This is a genomic window from Microbacterium sp. BDGP8 (assembly GCF_029991045.1).
Classification (GTDB): Bacteria; Actinomycetota; Actinomycetes; order Actinomycetales; family Microbacteriaceae; genus Microbacterium; species Microbacterium plantarum.
The window spans coordinates 2,284,762-2,302,480 of sequence record NZ_CP120712.1 but is presented as its reverse complement, the minus strand read 5'-3'; the positions used below and the strand labels follow the sequence as shown (position 1 = coordinate 2,302,480).

The following is a 17,719-nucleotide window of genomic DNA, read 5'->3' as shown; positions in this document are numbered from 1 at the left end:
GCAACGGTAGACCTGCGCGATCTCGAGCGAAGAGGACTGGCGCTCGGGCCCGGTCCGCGCTATGGGGCGACGGTTCAGGCGTTGCCGCGCAGGGCGACGACGGGTTCGATGCGAGAGGCTCGTCGAGCCGGGATGCCGCCGGCGGCGAGGCCGATGATCGCTCCGAGGACCGTTCCGCCGAGTGCTACCCACGGGTCGAGCACCGGCGACCACTGCTGCACGATCGAGACCCCCAGCACGGCGAACACGCCGAGCGCCGACCCGATGAGGCCACCGAGCAATCCGATGACGATGGACTCGACGACGAACTGGCCGGCGATCTGTCTGCCGGTGGATCCCAGCGCGCGGCGCAGCCCGATCTCGCCGGTGCGTTCGAGCACCGAGAGGGTCGTGACGTTCGCGATCCCCAGCCCTCCCGCCAGCAGCACGATGACGCCGAGGATGAGGAAGACCACATTCACGTCTCCCTGCACGTCGCGGGCGAGGTCGGAACGCCCCTGCGGTGCGCTGACCTCGAGCGTGTCGACCGCGTCGGGGGCGAGGGCCAGCGGTGCCTGCTCGCGCAATTGCGGACCTGTGCCGACCACGATGCGCGCGATCGCGTCGCCGGGGGAGGCGAGCTGGAAGTCCTGCCGGGCAGCCCCCGTGGGGATCACCACGGCATCGACGACCTCGGCGCGGCGGTCGAGTTCGTCGAAGATGCCGACGATGGCGTAGGCCACCCCTCCGATGAACACCGACGGCTGCGTGTCGACGCGGTTGATCGCGAGCCGCTCGGCGGCCCGCGACCCCAGCATCGCGACGCGGTCGCCGCGTGCGTCGTGCCCCTCGTCGAACGATCGGCCGGTGACGATGCGCCCGCCGAGGGTGTCGAGGATCTCGCCCGAGGCCGCGAAGAGCGCCGGCGGAGCGGGCGCCGCGATCGAGGGATCGTTGATGGGGACGGTGGTGATCGTGTTCTCGCGCAGCGTGACGGGCGCCAGCACGGCGGCGGACTCGACGCCGGCGAGGTGCTCGAGGCGCAGGGGGGCGTCCCACGGCAGCGAGGCGGTCGCGACCCGCTGTCCGCCCCGCGCCTGCGCTTCGGTCGGGGCGATGCTCAGATGGGTGGCTGCGGCCGCGTCGAACTGTCGGGCGATCTGCCCGGCTGCGGTCTGCGCGAAGCCGACGGTCGCGACGAGCGCGCCGATGCCCAGCACGGTTCCCATGACGGTCATCACGAGGCGTCCCGGGCGTGAGCCGATGTCGGTCGTCGCCTCGAGCACGAGGTCGCCGAATCCGAAGCGATCGGCGCGCGCCACCTGGCGTGCCTCAGCGACCGCAGTCGTCGTCTCGACGTCGGTGCGGCGGCGAGAGACGCGCCCGCGGAGCTTCTTCCAGAACGCCGGCATCAGCTCAGCTCGCTCATGCGGCCGTCGGCGATGCGGATGCGCCGTGCCGCGCGGTCGGCCACGCCTTGGTCGTGGGTGATGACGACGAAGGTCAGCCCACCCGCGTTCAGCTCCTCGAACAACGCCATGATGTCCGCCGTCGTGGACTGGTCCAGGTTGCCGGTCGGCTCGTCGGCGAGGATGACCCGCGGCTGCGTGACGACGGCACGCGCCACCGCCACCCGCTGGCGCTCGCCGCCCGAGAGGAGACCGGGCCGGAAGTCGACGCGGTGGCCGAGGCCGACGCGCTCGAGCGCGGCCCGTGCGCGGTCGGCGCGCTCGGCCCGCGGTGTGCCGCTGTAGAGCATCGGCAGCATGACGTTCTCGAGCACGGTCCGCCGCGGCATCAGGTGGAAGGCCTGGAACACGAACCCGAGCCGACGTGCTCGCACCGCGGCGCGCTCGTCCTCGGTGTATCCGCCGGTGAGCTCGCCCGCGAGGCGGTACTCGCCCACCGTCGGGCGGTCGAGGAGGCCGAGGATGTTGAGCATCGTCGACTTGCCCGACCCGCTCGGCCCGACGATCGACACGTACTCACCGTCGGAGACGGTCAGATTGATGCCTTTGAGCGCCTGCACCTCGGGCGGCCCGGGGAACGATCGAGTGACGTCGCGCAGTTCGATCACCGGCGGAATTTCATCCGATCGGATGACGTCCTCGCCCGCGTCCGGTGCGGCGGAACGGTCGGAGGCGGCGACGATCGTGTCTGTCATCGCCCGACCACGACGAGATCGTCCTCCGCCAGTTCGCCCTCGGTGGCGCGCACCTCGACGGCGCCGCCGGCCGACAGTCCGGTCTCCACGACGACGAGCCGGGTACGGGCGTCTGGGTCACGCGGGTCGCCCTCGACGACCTCGACGCGGGTCTCGCCGCCCGGCCCCGCCGTCAGCGCCGCCGCGGGAACGCTCAGCACGTCGCCGGCGGTCGCGCCGACGGCGATCGTCACGCGCACGTTCGTGCCCTGGAGCTGCGAGATCTGCTCGGGGGTCAGCTCCGCCGGCTCGAGGCTGACCTTCCACCGGCTTTCGCCACCGGTGCCCGGTTCCACCGCGGTCACGGTCGCGGCGTGCTCAGCCCCATCGGGCAGCGCGAAGGTGGCGGCCGAGCCGACTGTGAGCAGCTTCGCGTCGGCCTCGGCCGCCGAGCCGTTCAGCGCCACGGTCGCTCCGGAGACGGTCATCGCCGCGCCGGAGAGGATGCTGCCGCGCTCGGCCGTGACCGCGTCGACGCGGCGGGGCAGCTCGGTCAGATAGAGCACTTCGCCGGCCGGCAGGGCGGGCAGCGCTTGCTGGCGGGCTCGGGCGAGGTCGTCCTGCGCCTGCGAGAGCTGGCTCGCGGCGGCGTCGACGGCGGCGCGCTCGCTGCTCGTGTCGGGGGCGGCGTTCGCCTGCTCTCGCGCGAGTTCCGCGGTAGCCACCTGGTTCTGGGCGGCGACGATCTCGTCCCAGGAGGCGCCGTTATCCCGCGCACCCTGCAGGACCGCGCGGGCGTTCGCGACCTCGAGGTCGGCGCGAGCGATGGCGTCGCCGTCTCGCCCGGCCGAGGCCAGCTGAGCGCGCGCGGCGGACAGAGCTTGCTCGGCCGATCGGACGCTCTCCTGCGTCGCGCGCACCGCGCTGTCACCGTCTTCTTCCGACTCGGGGCCGGTGTAGCCGACAGCGGCGTACAGCGCGGTGACCGCGTTCGCCGCCTGCTCGTCGAAGACGTTGTCGGCGGGATCTCCCGCGTCGATGCCGACGGAGCGCATGGCCTCCTTGAACTGCACGACATCGGGGCCGGAAACGCCGAACCGGAGTGTGCGGTACGCAGGCAGCTCGCCGGGCAGCGTGATGACGGGACGCCCCGCCACCTCGAGCGCGACCGAAAGTTGCGTCAGCTCGGCTCCCAGAGCCGGAACCTGCCCGGTGACGACGGCCGGGCCCGAGATCGCGGACGTGTCGATCTTCACCTCGACGGGGTCGGCGAAGCCCACCTCACCGCGGATGGTGACGTCATTGCTCAATGGGCCGAACTCCACCGGAACGGTCACGAGACCCGGTGCGGGGGCGTCGTCCGCCGCCGCCGAGGCGGGCGCCATGACGAACCGGCCGACGAGCAGCCCGCCGACCAGCGCGACCACGGCGACTGCTGCGGAGATCCAGAGCACGCGGTTGCGTGAGACGACCGACCGCCAGACGGCGAGTCGCCCACCTCCCGCGGCCGGCGTGGATACCGCGGCATCCGTGCTGTCGGCGGCGTCGGGCGCTTCCGCGGGGTCGCCGATGAGTTCATCGAACGAGTCGTCAGCCTCCGAGACGGCGTCGTTCACGCGCTCACCACTCACGGACGAGCCTGCTCAGCAGCCGCCTTCATCGCCTCGAGCTCCGTCTTGTGATCGGCGATGAACTGCTCCTCGGCGTCGAACTGCGCCTTGTCGTACTTCGCGCGGTAGTCGGTCTCCTTGCGGCAGTCGAGATCCGCGAGCGCGAGTTCGACCTCGCGCTCGTAGATGTCGTCCATCGTCGCCTGGTCGGGCCCGGCTTCCGTCATGGTCTCGTACATCTTGTTGAGCTCGTCGAAGATCGAGTTCTGGGCGTCCGCCTGCGTAGCGAATCCGGGGTATCCCGCGGCATCCATGCACGCGGACCATTCGCGGTCGAGGTCGACGATGGCGGGGAGCGACGCGGAGTTCTCGTAGAACTTCGTGATGGCGTCCATCACGTCGGCGAATTCGTCGGACTGCAGGGGGTCGTCGCCGCTGATCTCGTGAGAGGCCGAGCCGTTGCAGCCGGCTGTCTCCCAGTTGTATTCGTACGACCCGTCCTCCGACATCTCCTCTTCGCTCGGGGTCGGCCCGTACAACGCCTCGTAATACGCGGCCTGTTCCGACTCGGAGAGCGCCATGACGTAGTCCGAGTTGGGGTCGGGGGTCATCTGCTCGGGCTCAGGCTGCTCGTCCGCCTCGGGGTACTTCACAGCGCCGTAACCCCACTGGGCCACGAAGTCGCGATCCTCGGGCTTCCATTCGGTGCCCGAGCTGAACGACATGCTGCTGGGGGCGGGGATGTACTCGAAGCCCTCGTCCTGCATGCATTGCGCGACGAGTTCTTCGCGCTGCTTGTTCTCCTTCTCGAACTTCGCCTGCTGCTCTTCCTCGCTCATGTCGCTGCCGTAGAAGGCGGAGGAGTACTCGGAGAGCGGCGATTCCTCAGCCGCGTCGGCGGAACCGTCGGCGGCCGTGCAACCGGCCAGAACGAAGACGAGACCGATCGCGGCCGGTGCGGCCCATCGAAGCGTTTTGCGGTGCACGTGCAACCCCCTTGTTTCAAGATCGCCTCAACACTATGGGGTCGCTGAGAGTCGCGAATCATCCATGAGGATGACGTTTGAGTGAAGATGGGCGACACAGACGGAGGGAACCGCGATGACGCGACGCGACTCGGAAAGCGACGACCTCGGCGAATTCGGGGAGTTCTTCTCGGCAGCCGCTGGGGTGCCTGTGGCGTCCCCGGAAGAAGTGTCGGCATCGCGCCGCCGTCGACGCCGCACCGGCTGGATCGCCGCAAGCGTTACGGCCGCGATCATGCTCGGTGCGCCCGGGGGATACGCCGCCTGGGCGTTGACCGCCCCGCTCAAGCCGGCTGCGGGCGAGGTCTCGATTCCCCGAGCGCCCGCCCCGCCGGCTGCCGTCGACCTCGGTCTTACCGCTGATGGCGCAGCCGCCCTCTCGGTCGCGGGCGCCGAGCCGTATCTCGGCCCGGAGGCAGCCGGGGTCTGGATGGTCCAGGGCGGTGACGATCCTCGCCCGATCGCCAGCATCACCAAACTCGTCACAGCGCTCGTGGTCCTTGACGCCTACCCGATCACCGACGGCGACCGGGGGCCGACGCTCACCTTCGACCGCGACGATCACGCGCTCTACGACGCGTACTTCGTCCGTGACGCGACGATCGCTCCGATGCCGATCGGCAGCTCGCTCTCGCTGCGCGACGCCCTTGCGACCATGCTCATCCCGTCGGCGAGCAACTACGCCGAGGCGATCGCCGTGTGGGCGTTCGGCTCGGTGTCGGGCTTCCGCGCAGCTGCCGATCGGTGGCTCACGGCGAACGGCCTGGAGCGGACGAGCATCGTCGAGCCGTCTGGCCTGGATCCCCGGAACACCAGCTCCCCGAGCGACCTGATCGCACTCGGTCGCATCGCCGCGGCAGATCCGACGGTGGCGGCGATCGCCGCGACGCCGTCTCTGACCCTGCCGGGGCCGGGGGCCATGGCGAACACCAACCGGTTGCTCGGACAGAGCGGGATCACGGGACTCAAGACCGGCACGCTCGAGGAAAGCGGTGCGAATCTGCTCTACACAGCGACTGTCGACGTCGGTCTTCCCGAGCCGCTGAGCGTCGTGGGGGTGGCACTCGGCGGCTCATCGCAACGCGGCGTGGGCGCCAGTGTGCTCGGCATCCTGCAACGTGTCTCCGACGGGTTCCACGTCACCTCTGTCGCGCAGCCCCGTCAGCAGATCGGCACGTACACGACCGCGTGGGGCAGCTCGGCCCGGGTCGTGCTGGGGGAGGGGGCCTCGTTGCGCACGTGGTCCGACACGCCCATCGTCGTCGATGGAGACGTGCGCGAGCCCCGCCTCTGGACCGACGGCGAGGTACTCGGCGAGATCACCTGGTCGGCCGGCCCGGAGTCGGTCACCGTACCCGTCGTGCTCGACGGCGAGATTGAGCCTCCCTCCGAGTGGTGGCGTCTCACTCATCCGGGTGAAATCGGCTGATCGATTTCCGCGGTCTCCGCGACCGGCGGGAGGGATGGTGTCGGTTGTAGGTCGACCCGTCGTATGCCGCATCCCGCGCATCGGACGTAACGGACGATTCCCTCCGACGTCGGGTGCGCGGACTCGGTCGTCCAGCCGTGCTCGTGAGTGCGCGTGTGAAGCGGTGCGGCGGACGATGCGGGGGAGGAGGGTGACATGATTCGATCGTGATGTAATGCCGTTATGCAGCTCAACCCTTACGGCGAGTACGCGGTCCTGCTCGCCGCTTCGCTGGCCAACGACTGGCCGAGCGATCGAGATGGGATCGTCGCGCGCACATACGAGTTCGGGATGACCGCGATCTACGCCCCGGCGGCCCCGTCCGACCTCGATGCGACCCATGCGGTCATCGACTCGTGGCTCGAGGTCGTCGATGCCAAGTCGGCAGCGCAGCGCGCCACGCTGCTCAACCGGCTCATGGCCGCAGCGACGGCGTACCCCCGGCTGACCGACCACGACGGCGAGTGGCACCTCCACTACCGCGACGACGACCAGCGTTTGCCGCAGGTTCTCCGCGCGGTCATCGCGGTCGGAACAGCCCTGCACGTGACGACGCGGGGGATGGAGCGCCTGTCGCGGTGCGCCGCGGGCCGTGTTCCCGGCGACCCGTGCCGCAACGTCGTGGTCGACGTGACCCGTAACGGTCGGCAGCGCTACTGCTCGGTTCGCTGCGCCAATCGCGACGGCGTGCGTCGTCACCGGGCGCGCTCGGCGGTAGCGCATCGGGTGGGCTGACCGCAAACACCGGCGCGCGTCGACGCGGATGGTCACAGTGGAGGGATGCACCACGCCCCCTCCCCGTTCCGGGGTGTCGAGCCGCCGGAGGGCTTCGGGCTCGTCGTCGGCAACTGCCAGGCCGAATCGATGCGTATCGTCCTCGACGCCCCCGACCGTCCGACGGTTCGCGTGCCTCCCGTCCACGAGATGGATGCCGCCGACGTCGAGCGCCTGCACGAGCTGCTTCCCCGGGCTTCCTTCCTCGTCGCTCAGCCTGTTCGTGATGACTACCACGGTCTACGCCTCGGAACCCGCCAGCTGGCGGAATCCCTCGCGCCGTCCGCCCGCCTCGTGACCTTCCCGGTCGTCCGCTACGCGGGCCTGCACCCGTTTCAGGCGGCGCTGCACGTGGACGGGATCGAAGAAGTGCCGCCGATCGTGGCGTACCACGACATCCGCACCCTCGCCGCGGCGGCGGGACTTCCCGCGCTTCCGCTGCTCGACCGCCGGGCCGTGCACGAGGTTGAGAGCGACTCCCTCGCCGAGCTGCGTCGCCGGGAGGAGGCGATCGACGTCGCTGCGTCAGACCTGCTGCGGCCCACCTCCGCCGAGGTCATGCGCACGATCAACCATCCGGGCAACGGCGTCTGGATGCCCCTGGCGGAGCGCGTGCTGTCGGCGCTCGGCCTGCCCGGCGGCCCGACCGACCCGGGGAGGCCCCTGCTGAACGCCGTGCGGGCCCCGCTCGAGGACTGGGTGGTCGACGCCTGGGGGCTGCCCGATGCACCGCGTCGCTCGTGGATCGTCGACGGGGTCGAGGTCGATCCGGCACTCGTCGCCGAAGCTCACGCCGAGTGGTACCGGACGCACCCCGACTTCGTCGCCGCGGCGATCGTCAGGGTCCGCGAGCTGGCCGGGCGGTGGAGCGGTTGACCCCGTCCGGCCCCCGCTCATCGGGGGCGTGCTAGCGTTGAAACGTCCCTTCGGGGCTCGTGTGTCGTTCGCCTGGCTCACTGTCGAGCAGATCGTCCGACGCGATCACTGGTTCATCCAGCTCCCTTCTTCTTCCGCGCATCATGCTGTGCGCGCTCATTCTCAGGACATCGTGCTTTCAACTCTTTCTTCTTCCGCGCCCGCGCTCGTCTGGCGACAGGCGGACGCCGACTTCTTCGTCGCGACCCTCGACGGCCAGTACGCCGGATTCGTGACCACCGGTTCAGCGCCGGCGACCTTCGACGCCGAGAGCGGCCACGGCGCCGACCTCGGCACCCACGCCTCGCCCGACGCGGCTGCTGCAGCCGTCGCCGAAGCGGCCCGGCCGGCATCTGCGCGCCGCAATGCGCGCCCGCCGCGACGACGCACCCGCGGCCCGGCGTCGCCTCAGCGCGTACGCGCCTGAGCTCCGGCCCCACCCTGCGAGGTCCCACGTGGGCCGGGTCCACCGCCGGTTTTTCCAGCCGAAGTGGGACCTCGGTCAGCCGTGGTGCGGGGGATCGGCCTCGAGGTCGCGGGCGACCGTCGCGACGCCTCGGCGCATCTCGAGGTAGATCTGGCGGACGCTCGCGCGCTCGTTGAGCTCGGCACGCCGGACCCACTCGTCGATCGTGAGCCGGAGGACGAGGGCCATCGTCGAGACGGCCGCGCGAGCGGCGAGCACATCGGCGTCGGCGCCCGCCGCGTCGACGGCGGCGTCGGTGAGCTGCTCGACCTCTTCGGCCTCATTGCGCAGCGCGACGGCCAGCAGCGACGGCTCCGAGCCGACGAGACGGCGGATGCGCAGCGCGCGGATGTGCTCGTCGGGATGCGCGTCGAAGCGGTCGAGGAGCTTCAGCCAGCTGCGTTCGATCCCTTCGACGACGGACGCTCCCGCGCGCACGGCGTCGATGGCGTCGCCCACGACGCGCGCCGAGTCGTCGGCGCTGGCGAACACGGCTGCCTCCTTCGTCGCGAAGTAGCGGAAGAAGGTGCGCTGCGACGTGCCGGCGCGGCGTGCGATGTCGTCCACCGTCGTGCCATGCACGCCGTGCTGCTCGAAAAGGTCGAGCGCGGCATCCGACAGCTCGCGCTGGGTCTCCTGGCGTCGACGTTCGCGCAGACCCGCGGGATGCTCCTCGATGATCGGGGCATCGTTCTCGCCGTCGCGGTGCATGGCATAAGTGTCGCACAGCGCCAAGGTGGCAGGGACTGCCATATGATCAGTCAGTGACACTTGAGCAGCAGCATCCCGATACCTCAGCCATTCCGACATCTTCTGCCTCCCGCGCGACATCCGTGCGCACCGGCCCCGTCATCGCACTGCTCGTCGCCTCGGCGTTCGTGGTCATCCTCAACGAGACGATCATGGGTGTCGCGCTTCCGCGGCTCATGGTCGACCTGGAGATCACCGCCGCGACCGCGCAGTGGCTCACCACCGGATTCCTTCTGACGATGGCCGTCGTCATCCCGCTGACGGGGTACGTGCTCGCACGCTTCCCGATTCGCGGCGTCTTCTTCACCGCGATGTCGCTGTTCGCCGCGGGCACGCTGATCGCGGCGCTCGCGCCGGGCTTCGGGATGCTGCTCACCGGTCGCGTCGTGCAGGCCTCCGGCACCGCCATCATGATGCCGCTGCTCATGACCACCGTCCTGAATGTGGTCGAACCCGCTCGTCGTGGGCGGATGATGGGCGTCATCAGCATCGTCATCGCTGTCGCCCCGGCGATCGGACCGACCGTCTCGGGTCTGATCCTGTCGGTGCTCGACTGGCGCTGGATGTTCTGGCTCGTCCTCCCGATCGCGCTGCTTGCGCTCGGCCTCGGCGCGATCTGGGTGCAGAACGTCACCGAGACACGCGAGGCGCGCTTCGATGTCGGATCCGTCGTGCTCTCCGCTCTCGGCTTCGGCGGGCTGATCTTCGGGTTGAGCTCGATCGGGGAGTCGGCGACCGGCCACGCACCGGTCCCGGTGTGGATACCCCTCGTCGTGGGTGCCCTGTCACTCGCCGCCTTCGTCGTGCGTCAGCTGAAGCTGCAGCGCACCGATGCGGCCTTGCTCGACCTGCGGACCTTCCAGTCGCGGTCGTTCAGCCTCGCCGTCGTGCTGGTCGTGGTCGTGATGTCGGCGCTGTTCGGATCGCTCATCCTGCTGCCGCTCTACCTGCAGCAGGTGCTCGGTCTCGACACCCTGACCGTGGGCCTGATGCTGCTGCCCGGCGGCGTGCTCATGGGGCTCATCGCTCCCGTGGTCGGCGCGCTGTTCGACCGGTTCGGCCCGACCCCGCTGGTCATCCCGGGCATGATCGTCGCGGCATCCGCACTCTGGGGCATGACGACGTTCGGAGTCGGAACCCCGATCGCCTGGATCATCGCTGTTCACATGGGCCTCAACCTCGGCCTGGGGTGTGTGTTCACGCCGCTGCTCACCTCAGCGCTGGGCTCGCTGCCGGTGCGGCTGTACTCCCACGGCAGTGCGACGGTGAGCACACTGCAGCAGGTCGCCGGCGCAGCCGGAACCGCTCTGTTCGTGACCCTGATGTCGGTCGGTGCCGCATCGGCTGTCGCTGACGGCGTCGATGCGATCTCCGCGACCGCCACGGGCGTCCACACGGCGTTCGTCACCGGCGCATGCATCGCCTCGGCGGCGGTGGTGCTGACGTTCTTCGTCCGCCGCCCGGCCCCCATTGCGGCGCCGCGGCACTGACGGGCCACCCATCCGACGAAGAAGGCGGTGACGCGCGAAGCGTCACCGCCTTTTCGATCGGGTCGACGGATGAGGCCGGTCAGCTCCGTGCGGTGACCGAGCGGAGGGCCTCGAGAACGCGCTCCTCCGTCATGCCGCGCTCGCGCAGAGCGTCTGCCGCGGGAGCGGAGAGGCCGAACTCGTCGATGCCGACCACGGCGCCCGTCGAGCCCACGATCTCGTGCCAGCCGAACGGCGACGCCGCCTCGACCGCGACTCGCGCGTGGAGCGACGGCGGCAGGACCGCGTCGCGGTACGCCGCGTCCTGACTCAGGAACCACTCACGGCTCGGCATCGACACGACCCGGACCGCGAGCCCGGATGCTGCGGCCGTCTCGGCGGCCGAGAGAGCGAGGGCGACCTCGCTCCCGGTCGCGATGATGACGGCGTCCGCATCCGCGGCGTCGCGCACGACGTAACCGCCGCGGCGGACCCCGGCGTGCACGTCATCGATCGGGATGTCGAGCACCGGCACGCCCTGCCGGCCCAGCACGAGCCCGGCGGGGGAGTCCGCCTCGACGATCGCATGCCATGCCGCCACGGTCTCGTTCGCGTCGGCTGGGCGGACGACGGAGAAACCGGGCATCGCGCGCAGGCTCGCCAGGTGCTCGATCGGCTGGTGGGTGGGACCGTCCTGACCCAGCGCGACCGAATCGTGCGACCACAGGTACGTCACCGGAAGTCCCATGAGTGCCGACAAGCGGATCGCGGGGCGCTGGTAGTCGCTGAACACCAGGAATGTGCCGGCGAAGACGCGCCAACCGCCGGCGAGGGCGATGCCGTTCATCGCGGCACCCATCGCGTGCTCGCGGACGCCCCAGTGGATGTTGCGGCCCGCTCGCGTTCCCAGGCCCGTCTCCTCGGGCAGGAACGATCCGCCCGCGTGGATCTCGGTGCGGTTGGGCTCGGCGAGATCGGCCGATCCGCCCCACATTGCGGGCAGCGCCTGCGCGAGGGTCTGGATGGCGGCACCGGAGGCGTCGCGCGTCGACACCTCCGTGCCGGGGTCGAAGCGGGGGAGTCGCGCGCCGAGATCATCGGGCAGACGGCGTGCCCGGAACGTGGCGTGCGCGTCGGCTCGAGCGGCATCCGATGCCTGCCACCGTGCGAACGCCTCGTCCCATTGCGCGTGCAGACGCGCACCGCGCGCTCGAGCGGCGCGCGAACGGCGCAGGACCGCCTCGCTCACGTCGAAGGGCGCAGCCTGCGTGCCGAGCGCGTCGCGCAGCAGTTCGATCTCGGCGGCCCCCAGCGGAGCGCCGTGGGATGCCGCGGTGTTGAGGGCTCCGGGCGAGGGGTACGCGATCTGCGACTTCAGGATGACCAGGCGCGGCTTGCCGATGGGGTTCGGTGCGCCCAGGACGCGGTCGAGCTCGTCGACGTCGACGTCGCCGCTTGCGGCCAGCTCGATCCGTTCGACGTGCCACCCCTGGGCGCGGAAGCGGGCGCCCACGTCCTCCGACGACGTCAGACGCGTGTCGCCCTCGATCTGGATGTCGTTGTCGTCGTACACCACGGTGAGGTTGTCGAGTCCATGACGGCCCGCGAGGGCCCCGGCTTCGTACGAGATGCCCTCCTGCAGGTCGCCATCGGAGGCGAGGACCCACACGTGCCGGTCGAAGGGCGATGCGCCCCGCGGGGCGTCGGGGTCGAAGGTCGCCCGCTCGTGCAGCATCCCCATGGCCATGCCGACGGCGGTGGCGAGGCCCTGTCCGAGCGGCCCGGTCGTCGTCTCGACCCCGGCGGTGTGTCCGAGTTCGGGGTGGCCGGGAGTGCGCGAGCCGAGCGTGCGGAAGGCGCGGAGGTCATCGATCGTGACGTCGTACCCGGTGAGGAAGAGCTGCGTGTACAGCAGGATGCTCGCGTGCCCGCACGACAGCACGAAGCGGTCACGACCCTGCCACTGCGGGTCGGCGGGGTCGTGCTCGATGTGCCGTTGGAAGAGCGCGGTCGCGATCGGCGCGAGGGCGATCGCGGTGCCCGGGTGTCCGGAGCGAGCGGCCTCCACGGCATCCGCAGCGAGCAGGCGGGCGGCGACGACGACGTCGTGCTCGGTGGCTTCGGTGGTATCCGGGATGGTGGCCGGTGCGGCGGGCGTCGAGATCAAGTTCTCCATAGTCATCATGATGTCATAACGACTCTGCGACGCAATCTTGCAGGAAAGCCGGGTTTCGGGCATGATCGACCTCGGATTAATCATGACGTCATGATGACGCGAGTCAGCAAGGAGGCGACCGATGGTGACAGCAGCCGGAACCGCGAAGTACCGGACCGTCCACGACGAACTCCTGCGACGCATCCGCGAGATGGCCGTCGGCGACCGGCTGCCGTCCGAGCCCGAGCTGTGCGAGGAGTTCGAGGTGAGCCGCATCACCCTGCGCAAGGCCGTCGACGGGCTCGTGCAGGACGGATGGCTCGCTCGCGAGCACGGCCGCGGCACGTTCGTCACCGAGCCGGTTGCGGGCGATCACTACCCGGAGCACTTCGCCGACGTCGTCACCGGGTTCCACCGTCAGCAGACGAGCGCGGGCAACGTCGTCACGACCCGCGTGCTCCGTCAGGAGCTCGTGCCCGCCGGTGCGCAGGTGGCCCGCCTCCTCGAACTCGAGGAGGGGGAGAGCGTGGTCGAGCTCGTCCGTCTGCGCTACGTCAACGGCCAGCTCCACCAGCACGTGTTCACGTGGGTTCCGCACGCCCGGTACCCCGGGGTGTACACCGGTGACTTCTCGGACCAGTCGCTGTACGCCTTCCTGCAGGAGCAGTACGGAGTCAGCCTCGTCCGCAACGACATGACGGTGCGCGTCGACGAGGCAGCGCCGGACGTGGCGCTGAACCTCGGGGTGAGCGCCGGCCTGCGGCTGCTCACCATCGATTCCCTCGTGTTCGACGCCGACGGCGCGCCGGTCGCCTTCGGCACGGCACGCCACGCTCCGGAGAACAGCGAGATCTCCCTCACGCTCCACGGCCCTCGGCCCGGCGTCTGACCGGAAGGACCCCCATGCTCATCGAACAGCTCAGCGACGACCGCATCCAGTTCGCGACCGACCTCGACGGATGGCGCGCGGCCATCGAGACGGTCAGCCGACCGCTTCTCGGCGACGGCTCCATCACGCGGTCGTACATCGACGCGATGATCGAGTCGATCGCCGCCGGCGGCACCTACATCGATCTCGGGTTCGGCATCGCGCTGGCCCACACCCGCCCCGAGAAGGGTGTCGTGCGCACGGGGCTCTCCGCGCTCTGGGTAGACCCCGCCGTCCTGCTCAACGACGAAGGGGCCCACCCCATCACCCTCTTCTTCTGCCTGGCGGCGACCGACACCGAGTCGCATCTCTCGACGATGTCGGAGCTCGCCCGACTGCTCAGCGACGACCGCGCCCGTGCGGTTCTGCTCTCCGCCCGAACCACCGCCGACGTCCGCGCGGCCCTCATGACAGGAGTCACCCAATGACCAAGTTCCTCGCCGTCTGCAGCTCCGGCCTCGGCAGCAGCTTCATGGTGCACATGAACATCGAGAAGGTGCTGAAGGAGCTGGGAGTCTCCGGCATCACCGTCGATCACGCCGACCTCGGCTCGGTCGCCCGGGGCGACGCCGACACCATCTTCGTCGGCCGCGACATCGCGGAGGCCGCGAGCGGCCTCGGCGACGACGTCGTCGCTCTCGACAGCATCATCGACCTCGCGGAGCTCCGGACGAAGGTCGACGAGGCCGTCAAGCGGCACTCCTGACCCGACCCTCCCTCCACCCGACGCTTTCACCGACGAAAGGAGCATCCGCGATGGATGCTGTCATCGATGTCCTGCTCGACATCTTCACTCAGCCGGCGGTCATCGTCGCGCTCATCGCCCTGATCGGTCTCGCTGTGCAGGGGAAGTCGTTCAGCGACGTCCTCAAGGGCACGATCCGCACCCTGGTCGGCTTCCTCGTGCTGGCCGCCGGCGCCGGCGTCGTGGTCGGCTCGCTCGATCCGTTCGGCGCGATGTTCCAGCACGCGTTCAACGTGCAGGGCGTCGTCCCCAACAACGAGGCGATCGTCGCGCAGGTGCTGCTCGACTACGGCTCCGCCGCCGCGCTCATCTTCTTCTTCGGCATGATCGTCAACATCGTGCTGGCGGCGACCACGCGCTTCAAGTACATCTACCTGTCGGGTCACGTCGCGTTCTACATCGCGGCCATGTTCGCCGTCATCCTCGGTGTCGCCGGCTTCGAGCCGTGGGCTGTCGTGCTCTGGGGCTCGATCGCGCAGGGCATCTACATGGTGGTCTCGCCTGCTCTCGTCCAGCCGTTCATGCGCCGCGTGACCGGCAGCGACGACGTCGCCCTCGGGCACACCGGCGGCGCCGGCGTCGCCCTCAGCGGTCTCGTCGCCCTGATCACTCGGGGCAAGGGCCGCTCGAAGTCGACCGAGGAGATCTCATTCCCCAGCGGGCTCGGCTTCCTCCGCGACACGACCGTGATCGTCGCGCTCTCGATGGCCGTGATCTACATCATCGTCGGACTGTTCGCGGGAGCCGCGTACATCGAGGGGGAGCTGTCGAACGGACAGAACTTCATCGTCTTCCTCGCTCTGCAGGCCGCGACGTTCTCGGCCGGCGTCTTCATCATCCTCGCCGGCGTGCGCGTCGTGCTCGCCGAGATCGTGCCCGCCTTCAAGGGCATCTCCGAGAAGCTCGTGAAGAACGCCAAGCCCGCGCTCGACGTGCCGATCGTCTTCCCCTTCGCCCCGAACGCGGTGCTCATCGGGTTCCTCGCGAGCTTCGTCGGCGGCATCGTCGGCATGCTCGGGATGGCCGCGCTCGGCACAGCGATCATCATCCCCGGCGTCGTGGCGCACTTCATGACGGGTGCCGCCTCGGGCGTCATCGGCAACGCCGTCGGCGGCCGCCGGGGCGCCGTCCTCGGAGCCTTCGCCAACGGTGTGGCGATCACCTTCCTGCCGCTGTTCCTGCTGCCGGTCCTCGGTGACATCGGGTTCTCGAACTCGACCTTCTCCGACTCGGACTACGGCGTCTTCGGCCTGATCCTCGGCGGAGTCTCCGGTGCCGGCGGCCAGATCGCCGTCATCGTCGCGCTCGCCGTCGCCCTCGTCGCGCTTTACGGCACGACCTTCGCCCTGCGCGGTCGCGACCGGCGCAAGGTGGCGGAAGCCGAGGCCGACGCGAGCCCGGCCCCCGCAGCCACGTCCCGCTGAACCGAACCGATGCCCGCCGGGGTCCGCCCCGGCGGGCATCGTCCTCCTTGGAGCATCCTGTGACCACCATCACCCCGCGCGCCGTGCTGTTCGACTGCGACGGCGTGCTCGTCGACTCCCTCGAGGCCGCCGCCATCGCATGGGACGCCTGGGCGAGGCGGTACGCCCCGGGCTTCGACTTCCGCACGCAGATCGAGCACGGGGTGCGCGCCGCCGACACCGTCGCGACGCTCGTGGCGGCAGGGCTGCGCGACGAGGCCGTCGCCGCTCTCAAGGAGGCGGAGGTCGCATCCGCCGCACTGACGGCGCCGATCGCCGGCTCGGTCGCCCTCACCTCACGTATCCCGTCGGGGTCGTGGGCCGTCGTGACCTCGGCCACGCGCGAGCTGGCGCACCGGCGACTCGCGGCCGCGGGGCATCCCGTCCCGTCCGCGCTCGTGTCGGCGGAGGACGTCGGTCACGGCAAGCCCGACCCTGAGCCCTACCTCGCCGGCGCCGCCCTGCTCGGCGTCGACATCGCGCGATGCGTCGTGTTCGAGGATGCCGAGGCCGGCGTGCGTTCGGCTCGCGCCGCCGGAGCGGGATGGGTCGTCGGCGTGGGGGACCACCTGGGTTCCGCCGTCGTCGACGCTCGGATCGATGACCTCCGCTCCGCCGACTGGCGAGACGGCAGCCTGCACCTGCCGGGGTGATGACCTCCCCCGTCGCCGAGCCGACGCGAAAGGCGGTGACGCGCGGAGCGTCACCGCCTTTTCCGTCGGCTCAGGGCTTACCGCGCGGAGGTCCGCACGAGCATCTTGCCGGTGTTGGCCCCGCGCATCATCGCCAGGAAGGCGTCGACGGTGTTCTCGATGCCGTCGACGATGGTCTCGTCGTAGGCGATCTTCCCCTCGGCGAACCAGGCGGTCATCTTCTCGGTGAACTCCGGCGCGAGGTGCAGGTAGGCGGCGAGCGTGAAGCCGGTCGCGGTGAGACCACGGGTGATCATGTTGGCCATGTTGTCGGGCCCCGGCGTCTTCTCGGTGGTGTTGTACCCGGTGATCGCGCCGCAGAGCGCCATACGACCGCCGGTGTTCATGACGTCGAGCGCGGCCTCTAGGTGGTCGCCGCCCACGTTGTCGAAGAACACGTCGACGCCGTCGGGGGCGTGCGCGGCGAGCTGCTCGCGGACGGGCGCGTCCTTATAGTTGAAGGCTGCGTCGTAGCCGTACTTCTCGGTGAGCAGCGCGACCTTCTCCGCAGAGCCGGCCGAGCCGATGACCCGGCCCGCTCCGAGCAGCTTGGCGATCTGACCGACGGCGGTGCCGACGGCTCCGGCTGCACCCGAGACGAAAACAGTGTCGCCCGGCTTCATGTGCGCGATGGCGGTGAGGCCGACGTAGGCGGTCAGGCCCGTCATCCCGAGGATGTGCAGGCGCACCGACAGCGGAAGGCCCGGCACCTCGGGGACGGCACGGAACGTCGAGGCGTCGGCCTGGACGACATCCGACCACCCGTGCTGGTGCAGCACGACCGTGCCCACGGGCAGATCGTCCGAGGCGCTCGCCACGACGCGGCCGATCGCGCCCCCGGCGATCACGTCGCCGAGGGCGTACGGCGGGACGTAGCTGCGGACATCGTTCATGCGCCCGCGCATGTACGGGTCGACGGAGACGAACTCGTTCGCCACGCGCACCTCGCCCGGAGCGGGCTCGCTCAGCTCGACGCGCCCGATCGAGAAGTCGTCGGGCGTCGGCCAGCCCTGAGGGCGGCGAGCCAGACGGATCTGTGTGCTGGTTCCGTGGGTCATGTTTCTCCTTCGTGAGGGGTCGGTGACGGATGCCGCGGGCTCGGTCGGAGTCGCGGACGAGAGGGCGGCGCGGATGGGC

17 protein-coding genes are annotated in these 17,719 nt (G+C 70.1%); 10 read left to right on the top strand and 7 right to left on the bottom strand.

All coding sequences use genetic code 11. From position 1 onward, the window contains the following. Positions 1–74 precede the first annotated feature (74 nt). Genes P6897_RS11220 through P6897_RS11205 form a run of 4 tightly spaced genes read right to left on the bottom strand, consistent with a single transcriptional unit; the run spans position 75 to position 4,718 of the window. On the bottom strand, positions 75–1,391 hold the full coding sequence (locus P6897_RS11220; RefSeq protein WP_112617183.1) for an ABC transporter permease: 1,317 nt from the start codon (positions 1,389–1,391) through the stop codon (positions 75–77). Next, on the bottom strand, positions 1,391–2,143 hold the full coding sequence (locus P6897_RS11215; protein WP_274178720.1) for an ABC transporter ATP-binding protein: 753 nt from the start codon (positions 2,141–2,143) through the stop codon (positions 1,391–1,393). The genes P6897_RS11220 and P6897_RS11215 overlap by 1 nt, the downstream gene beginning before the upstream one ends. Then, the gene (locus P6897_RS11210) at positions 2,140–3,753 is read right to left on the bottom strand and encodes a hypothetical protein (RefSeq protein ID WP_282501263.1); all 1,614 of its coding nucleotides are present in this window, start codon (positions 3,751–3,753) and stop codon (positions 2,140–2,142) included. The genes P6897_RS11215 and P6897_RS11210 overlap by 4 nt, the downstream gene beginning before the upstream one ends. Then, entirely contained in the window at positions 3,750–4,718 is a 969-nt protein-coding gene (locus P6897_RS11205; RefSeq protein ID WP_282501262.1) for a hypothetical protein, read from the bottom strand. The genes P6897_RS11210 and P6897_RS11205 overlap by 4 nt, the downstream gene beginning before the upstream one ends. A gap of 115 nt (positions 4,719–4,833) precedes the next feature. Between P6897_RS11205 and P6897_RS11200 the strand changes: the two genes are divergently transcribed. The 4 genes from P6897_RS11200 (at position 4,834) to P6897_RS11185 (ending at position 8,341) form a co-directional block, all read left to right on the top strand. Beyond that, positions 4,834–6,186: a D-alanyl-D-alanine carboxypeptidase gene (locus P6897_RS11200; protein WP_282501261.1), complete on the top strand. Its 1,353-nt coding sequence runs from the start codon at positions 4,834–4,836 to the stop codon at positions 6,184–6,186. Positions 6,187–6,408: 222 nt separating this feature from the next. Further along, positions 6,409–6,960: a CGNR zinc finger domain-containing protein gene (locus tag P6897_RS11195; RefSeq protein WP_282501259.1), complete on the top strand. Its 552-nt coding sequence runs from the start codon at positions 6,409–6,411 to the stop codon at positions 6,958–6,960. Positions 6,961–7,005: 45 nt separating this feature from the next. Continuing rightward, entirely contained in the window at positions 7,006–7,875 is an 870-nt protein-coding gene (locus P6897_RS11190) for a WcbI family polysaccharide biosynthesis putative acetyltransferase (protein WP_282501258.1), read from the top strand. 172 nt (positions 7,876–8,047) lie between these two features. Continuing rightward, positions 8,048–8,341 carry a hypothetical protein gene (locus tag P6897_RS11185; protein WP_282501257.1) on the top strand — a complete coding sequence of 98 codons (294 nt, stop codon included), beginning with the start codon at positions 8,048–8,050 and terminating at the stop codon, positions 8,339–8,341. A gap of 75 nt (positions 8,342–8,416) precedes the next feature. On the opposite strand, the gene P6897_RS11180 is transcribed toward P6897_RS11185, so the two are convergent. Then, positions 8,417–9,091 carry a TetR family transcriptional regulator gene (locus tag P6897_RS11180; RefSeq protein WP_112617175.1) on the bottom strand — a complete coding sequence of 225 codons (675 nt, stop codon included), beginning with the start codon at positions 9,089–9,091 and terminating at the stop codon, positions 8,417–8,419. A gap of 122 nt (positions 9,092–9,213) precedes the next feature. Between P6897_RS11180 and P6897_RS11175 the strand changes: the two genes are divergently transcribed. Then, positions 9,214–10,620 (top strand): DHA2 family efflux MFS transporter permease subunit, encoded by a 1,407-nt coding sequence (locus P6897_RS11175; protein ID WP_274179032.1) that lies wholly within the window; start codon positions 9,214–9,216, stop codon positions 10,618–10,620. A 79-nt stretch (positions 10,621–10,699) separates the two neighbouring features. Here the strand turns inward: P6897_RS11175 and tkt are convergent, their stop codons facing one another. Further along, positions 10,700–12,775: a transketolase gene (gene tkt, locus P6897_RS11170; RefSeq protein WP_282501255.1), complete on the bottom strand. Its 2,076-nt coding sequence runs from the start codon at positions 12,773–12,775 to the stop codon at positions 10,700–10,702. 121 nt (positions 12,776–12,896) lie between these two features. Here tkt and P6897_RS11165 point away from each other — a divergent pair, with 121 nt between their 5' ends. The 5 genes from P6897_RS11165 to P6897_RS11145 are packed head-to-tail and all read left to right on the top strand — an operon-like array spanning position 12,897 to position 16,543. Continuing rightward, entirely contained in the window at positions 12,897–13,643 is a 747-nt protein-coding gene (locus P6897_RS11165) for a GntR family transcriptional regulator (protein WP_274178712.1), read from the top strand. Positions 13,644–13,657: 14 nt separating this feature from the next. Beyond that, complete coding sequence (locus P6897_RS11160) at positions 13,658–14,110, top strand: PTS sugar transporter subunit IIA (protein WP_274178711.1); 453 nt, start codon at positions 13,658–13,660, stop codon at positions 14,108–14,110. Next, entirely contained in the window at positions 14,107–14,388 is a 282-nt protein-coding gene (locus P6897_RS11155) for a PTS sugar transporter subunit IIB (RefSeq protein ID WP_023954969.1), read from the top strand. Before P6897_RS11160 ends, P6897_RS11155 begins: the two co-directional genes overlap by 4 nt. Before the next feature lie 50 nt (positions 14,389–14,438). Further along, positions 14,439–15,851 carry a PTS ascorbate transporter subunit IIC gene (locus tag P6897_RS11150; RefSeq protein WP_282501252.1) on the top strand — a complete coding sequence of 471 codons (1,413 nt, stop codon included), beginning with the start codon at positions 14,439–14,441 and terminating at the stop codon, positions 15,849–15,851. Positions 15,852–15,910: 59 nt separating this feature from the next. Further along, entirely contained in the window at positions 15,911–16,543 is a 633-nt protein-coding gene (locus tag P6897_RS11145) for an HAD-IA family hydrolase (RefSeq protein WP_282501250.1), read from the top strand. Positions 16,544–16,620: 77 nt separating this feature from the next. Here P6897_RS11145 and P6897_RS11140 read toward each other — a convergent pair whose 3' ends face one another. After that, the gene (locus P6897_RS11140) at positions 16,621–17,640 is read right to left on the bottom strand and encodes an NADP-dependent oxidoreductase (protein ID WP_274178708.1); all 1,020 of its coding nucleotides are present in this window, start codon (positions 17,638–17,640) and stop codon (positions 16,621–16,623) included. Between the last annotated feature and the right edge of the window lie 79 nt (positions 17,641–17,719).

Coding starts and splice junctions, on each gene's coding strand:
- P6897_RS11220 (WP_112617183.1), bottom strand. CDS start 1,391: ATGCCGGCGTTCTGGAAGAAGCTCCGCGGGCGCGTCTCTCGCCGCCGC.
- P6897_RS11215 (WP_274178720.1), bottom strand. CDS start 2,143: ATGACAGACACGATCGTCGCCGCCTCCGACCGTTCCGCCGCACCGGAC.
- P6897_RS11200 (WP_282501261.1), top strand. CDS start 4,834: ATGACGCGACGCGACTCGGAAAGCGACGACCTCGGCGAATTCGGGGAG.
- P6897_RS11195 (WP_282501259.1), top strand. CDS start 6,409: ATGCAGCTCAACCCTTACGGCGAGTACGCGGTCCTGCTCGCCGCTTCG.
- P6897_RS11190 (WP_282501258.1), top strand. CDS start 7,006: ATGCACCACGCCCCCTCCCCGTTCCGGGGTGTCGAGCCGCCGGAGGGC.
- P6897_RS11180 (WP_112617175.1), bottom strand. CDS start 9,091: ATGCACCGCGACGGCGAGAACGATGCCCCGATCATCGAGGAGCATCCC.
- tkt (WP_282501255.1), bottom strand. CDS start 12,775: ATGGAGAACTTGATCTCGACGCCCGCCGCACCGGCCACCATCCCGGAT.
- P6897_RS11165 (WP_274178712.1), top strand. CDS start 12,897: ATGGTGACAGCAGCCGGAACCGCGAAGTACCGGACCGTCCACGACGAA.
- P6897_RS11160 (WP_274178711.1), top strand. CDS start 13,658: ATGCTCATCGAACAGCTCAGCGACGACCGCATCCAGTTCGCGACCGAC.
- P6897_RS11155 (WP_023954969.1), top strand. CDS start 14,107: ATGACCAAGTTCCTCGCCGTCTGCAGCTCCGGCCTCGGCAGCAGCTTC.
- P6897_RS11150 (WP_282501252.1), top strand. CDS start 14,439: ATGGATGCTGTCATCGATGTCCTGCTCGACATCTTCACTCAGCCGGCG.
- P6897_RS11140 (WP_274178708.1), bottom strand. CDS start 17,640: ATGACCCACGGAACCAGCACACAGATCCGTCTGGCTCGCCGCCCTCAG.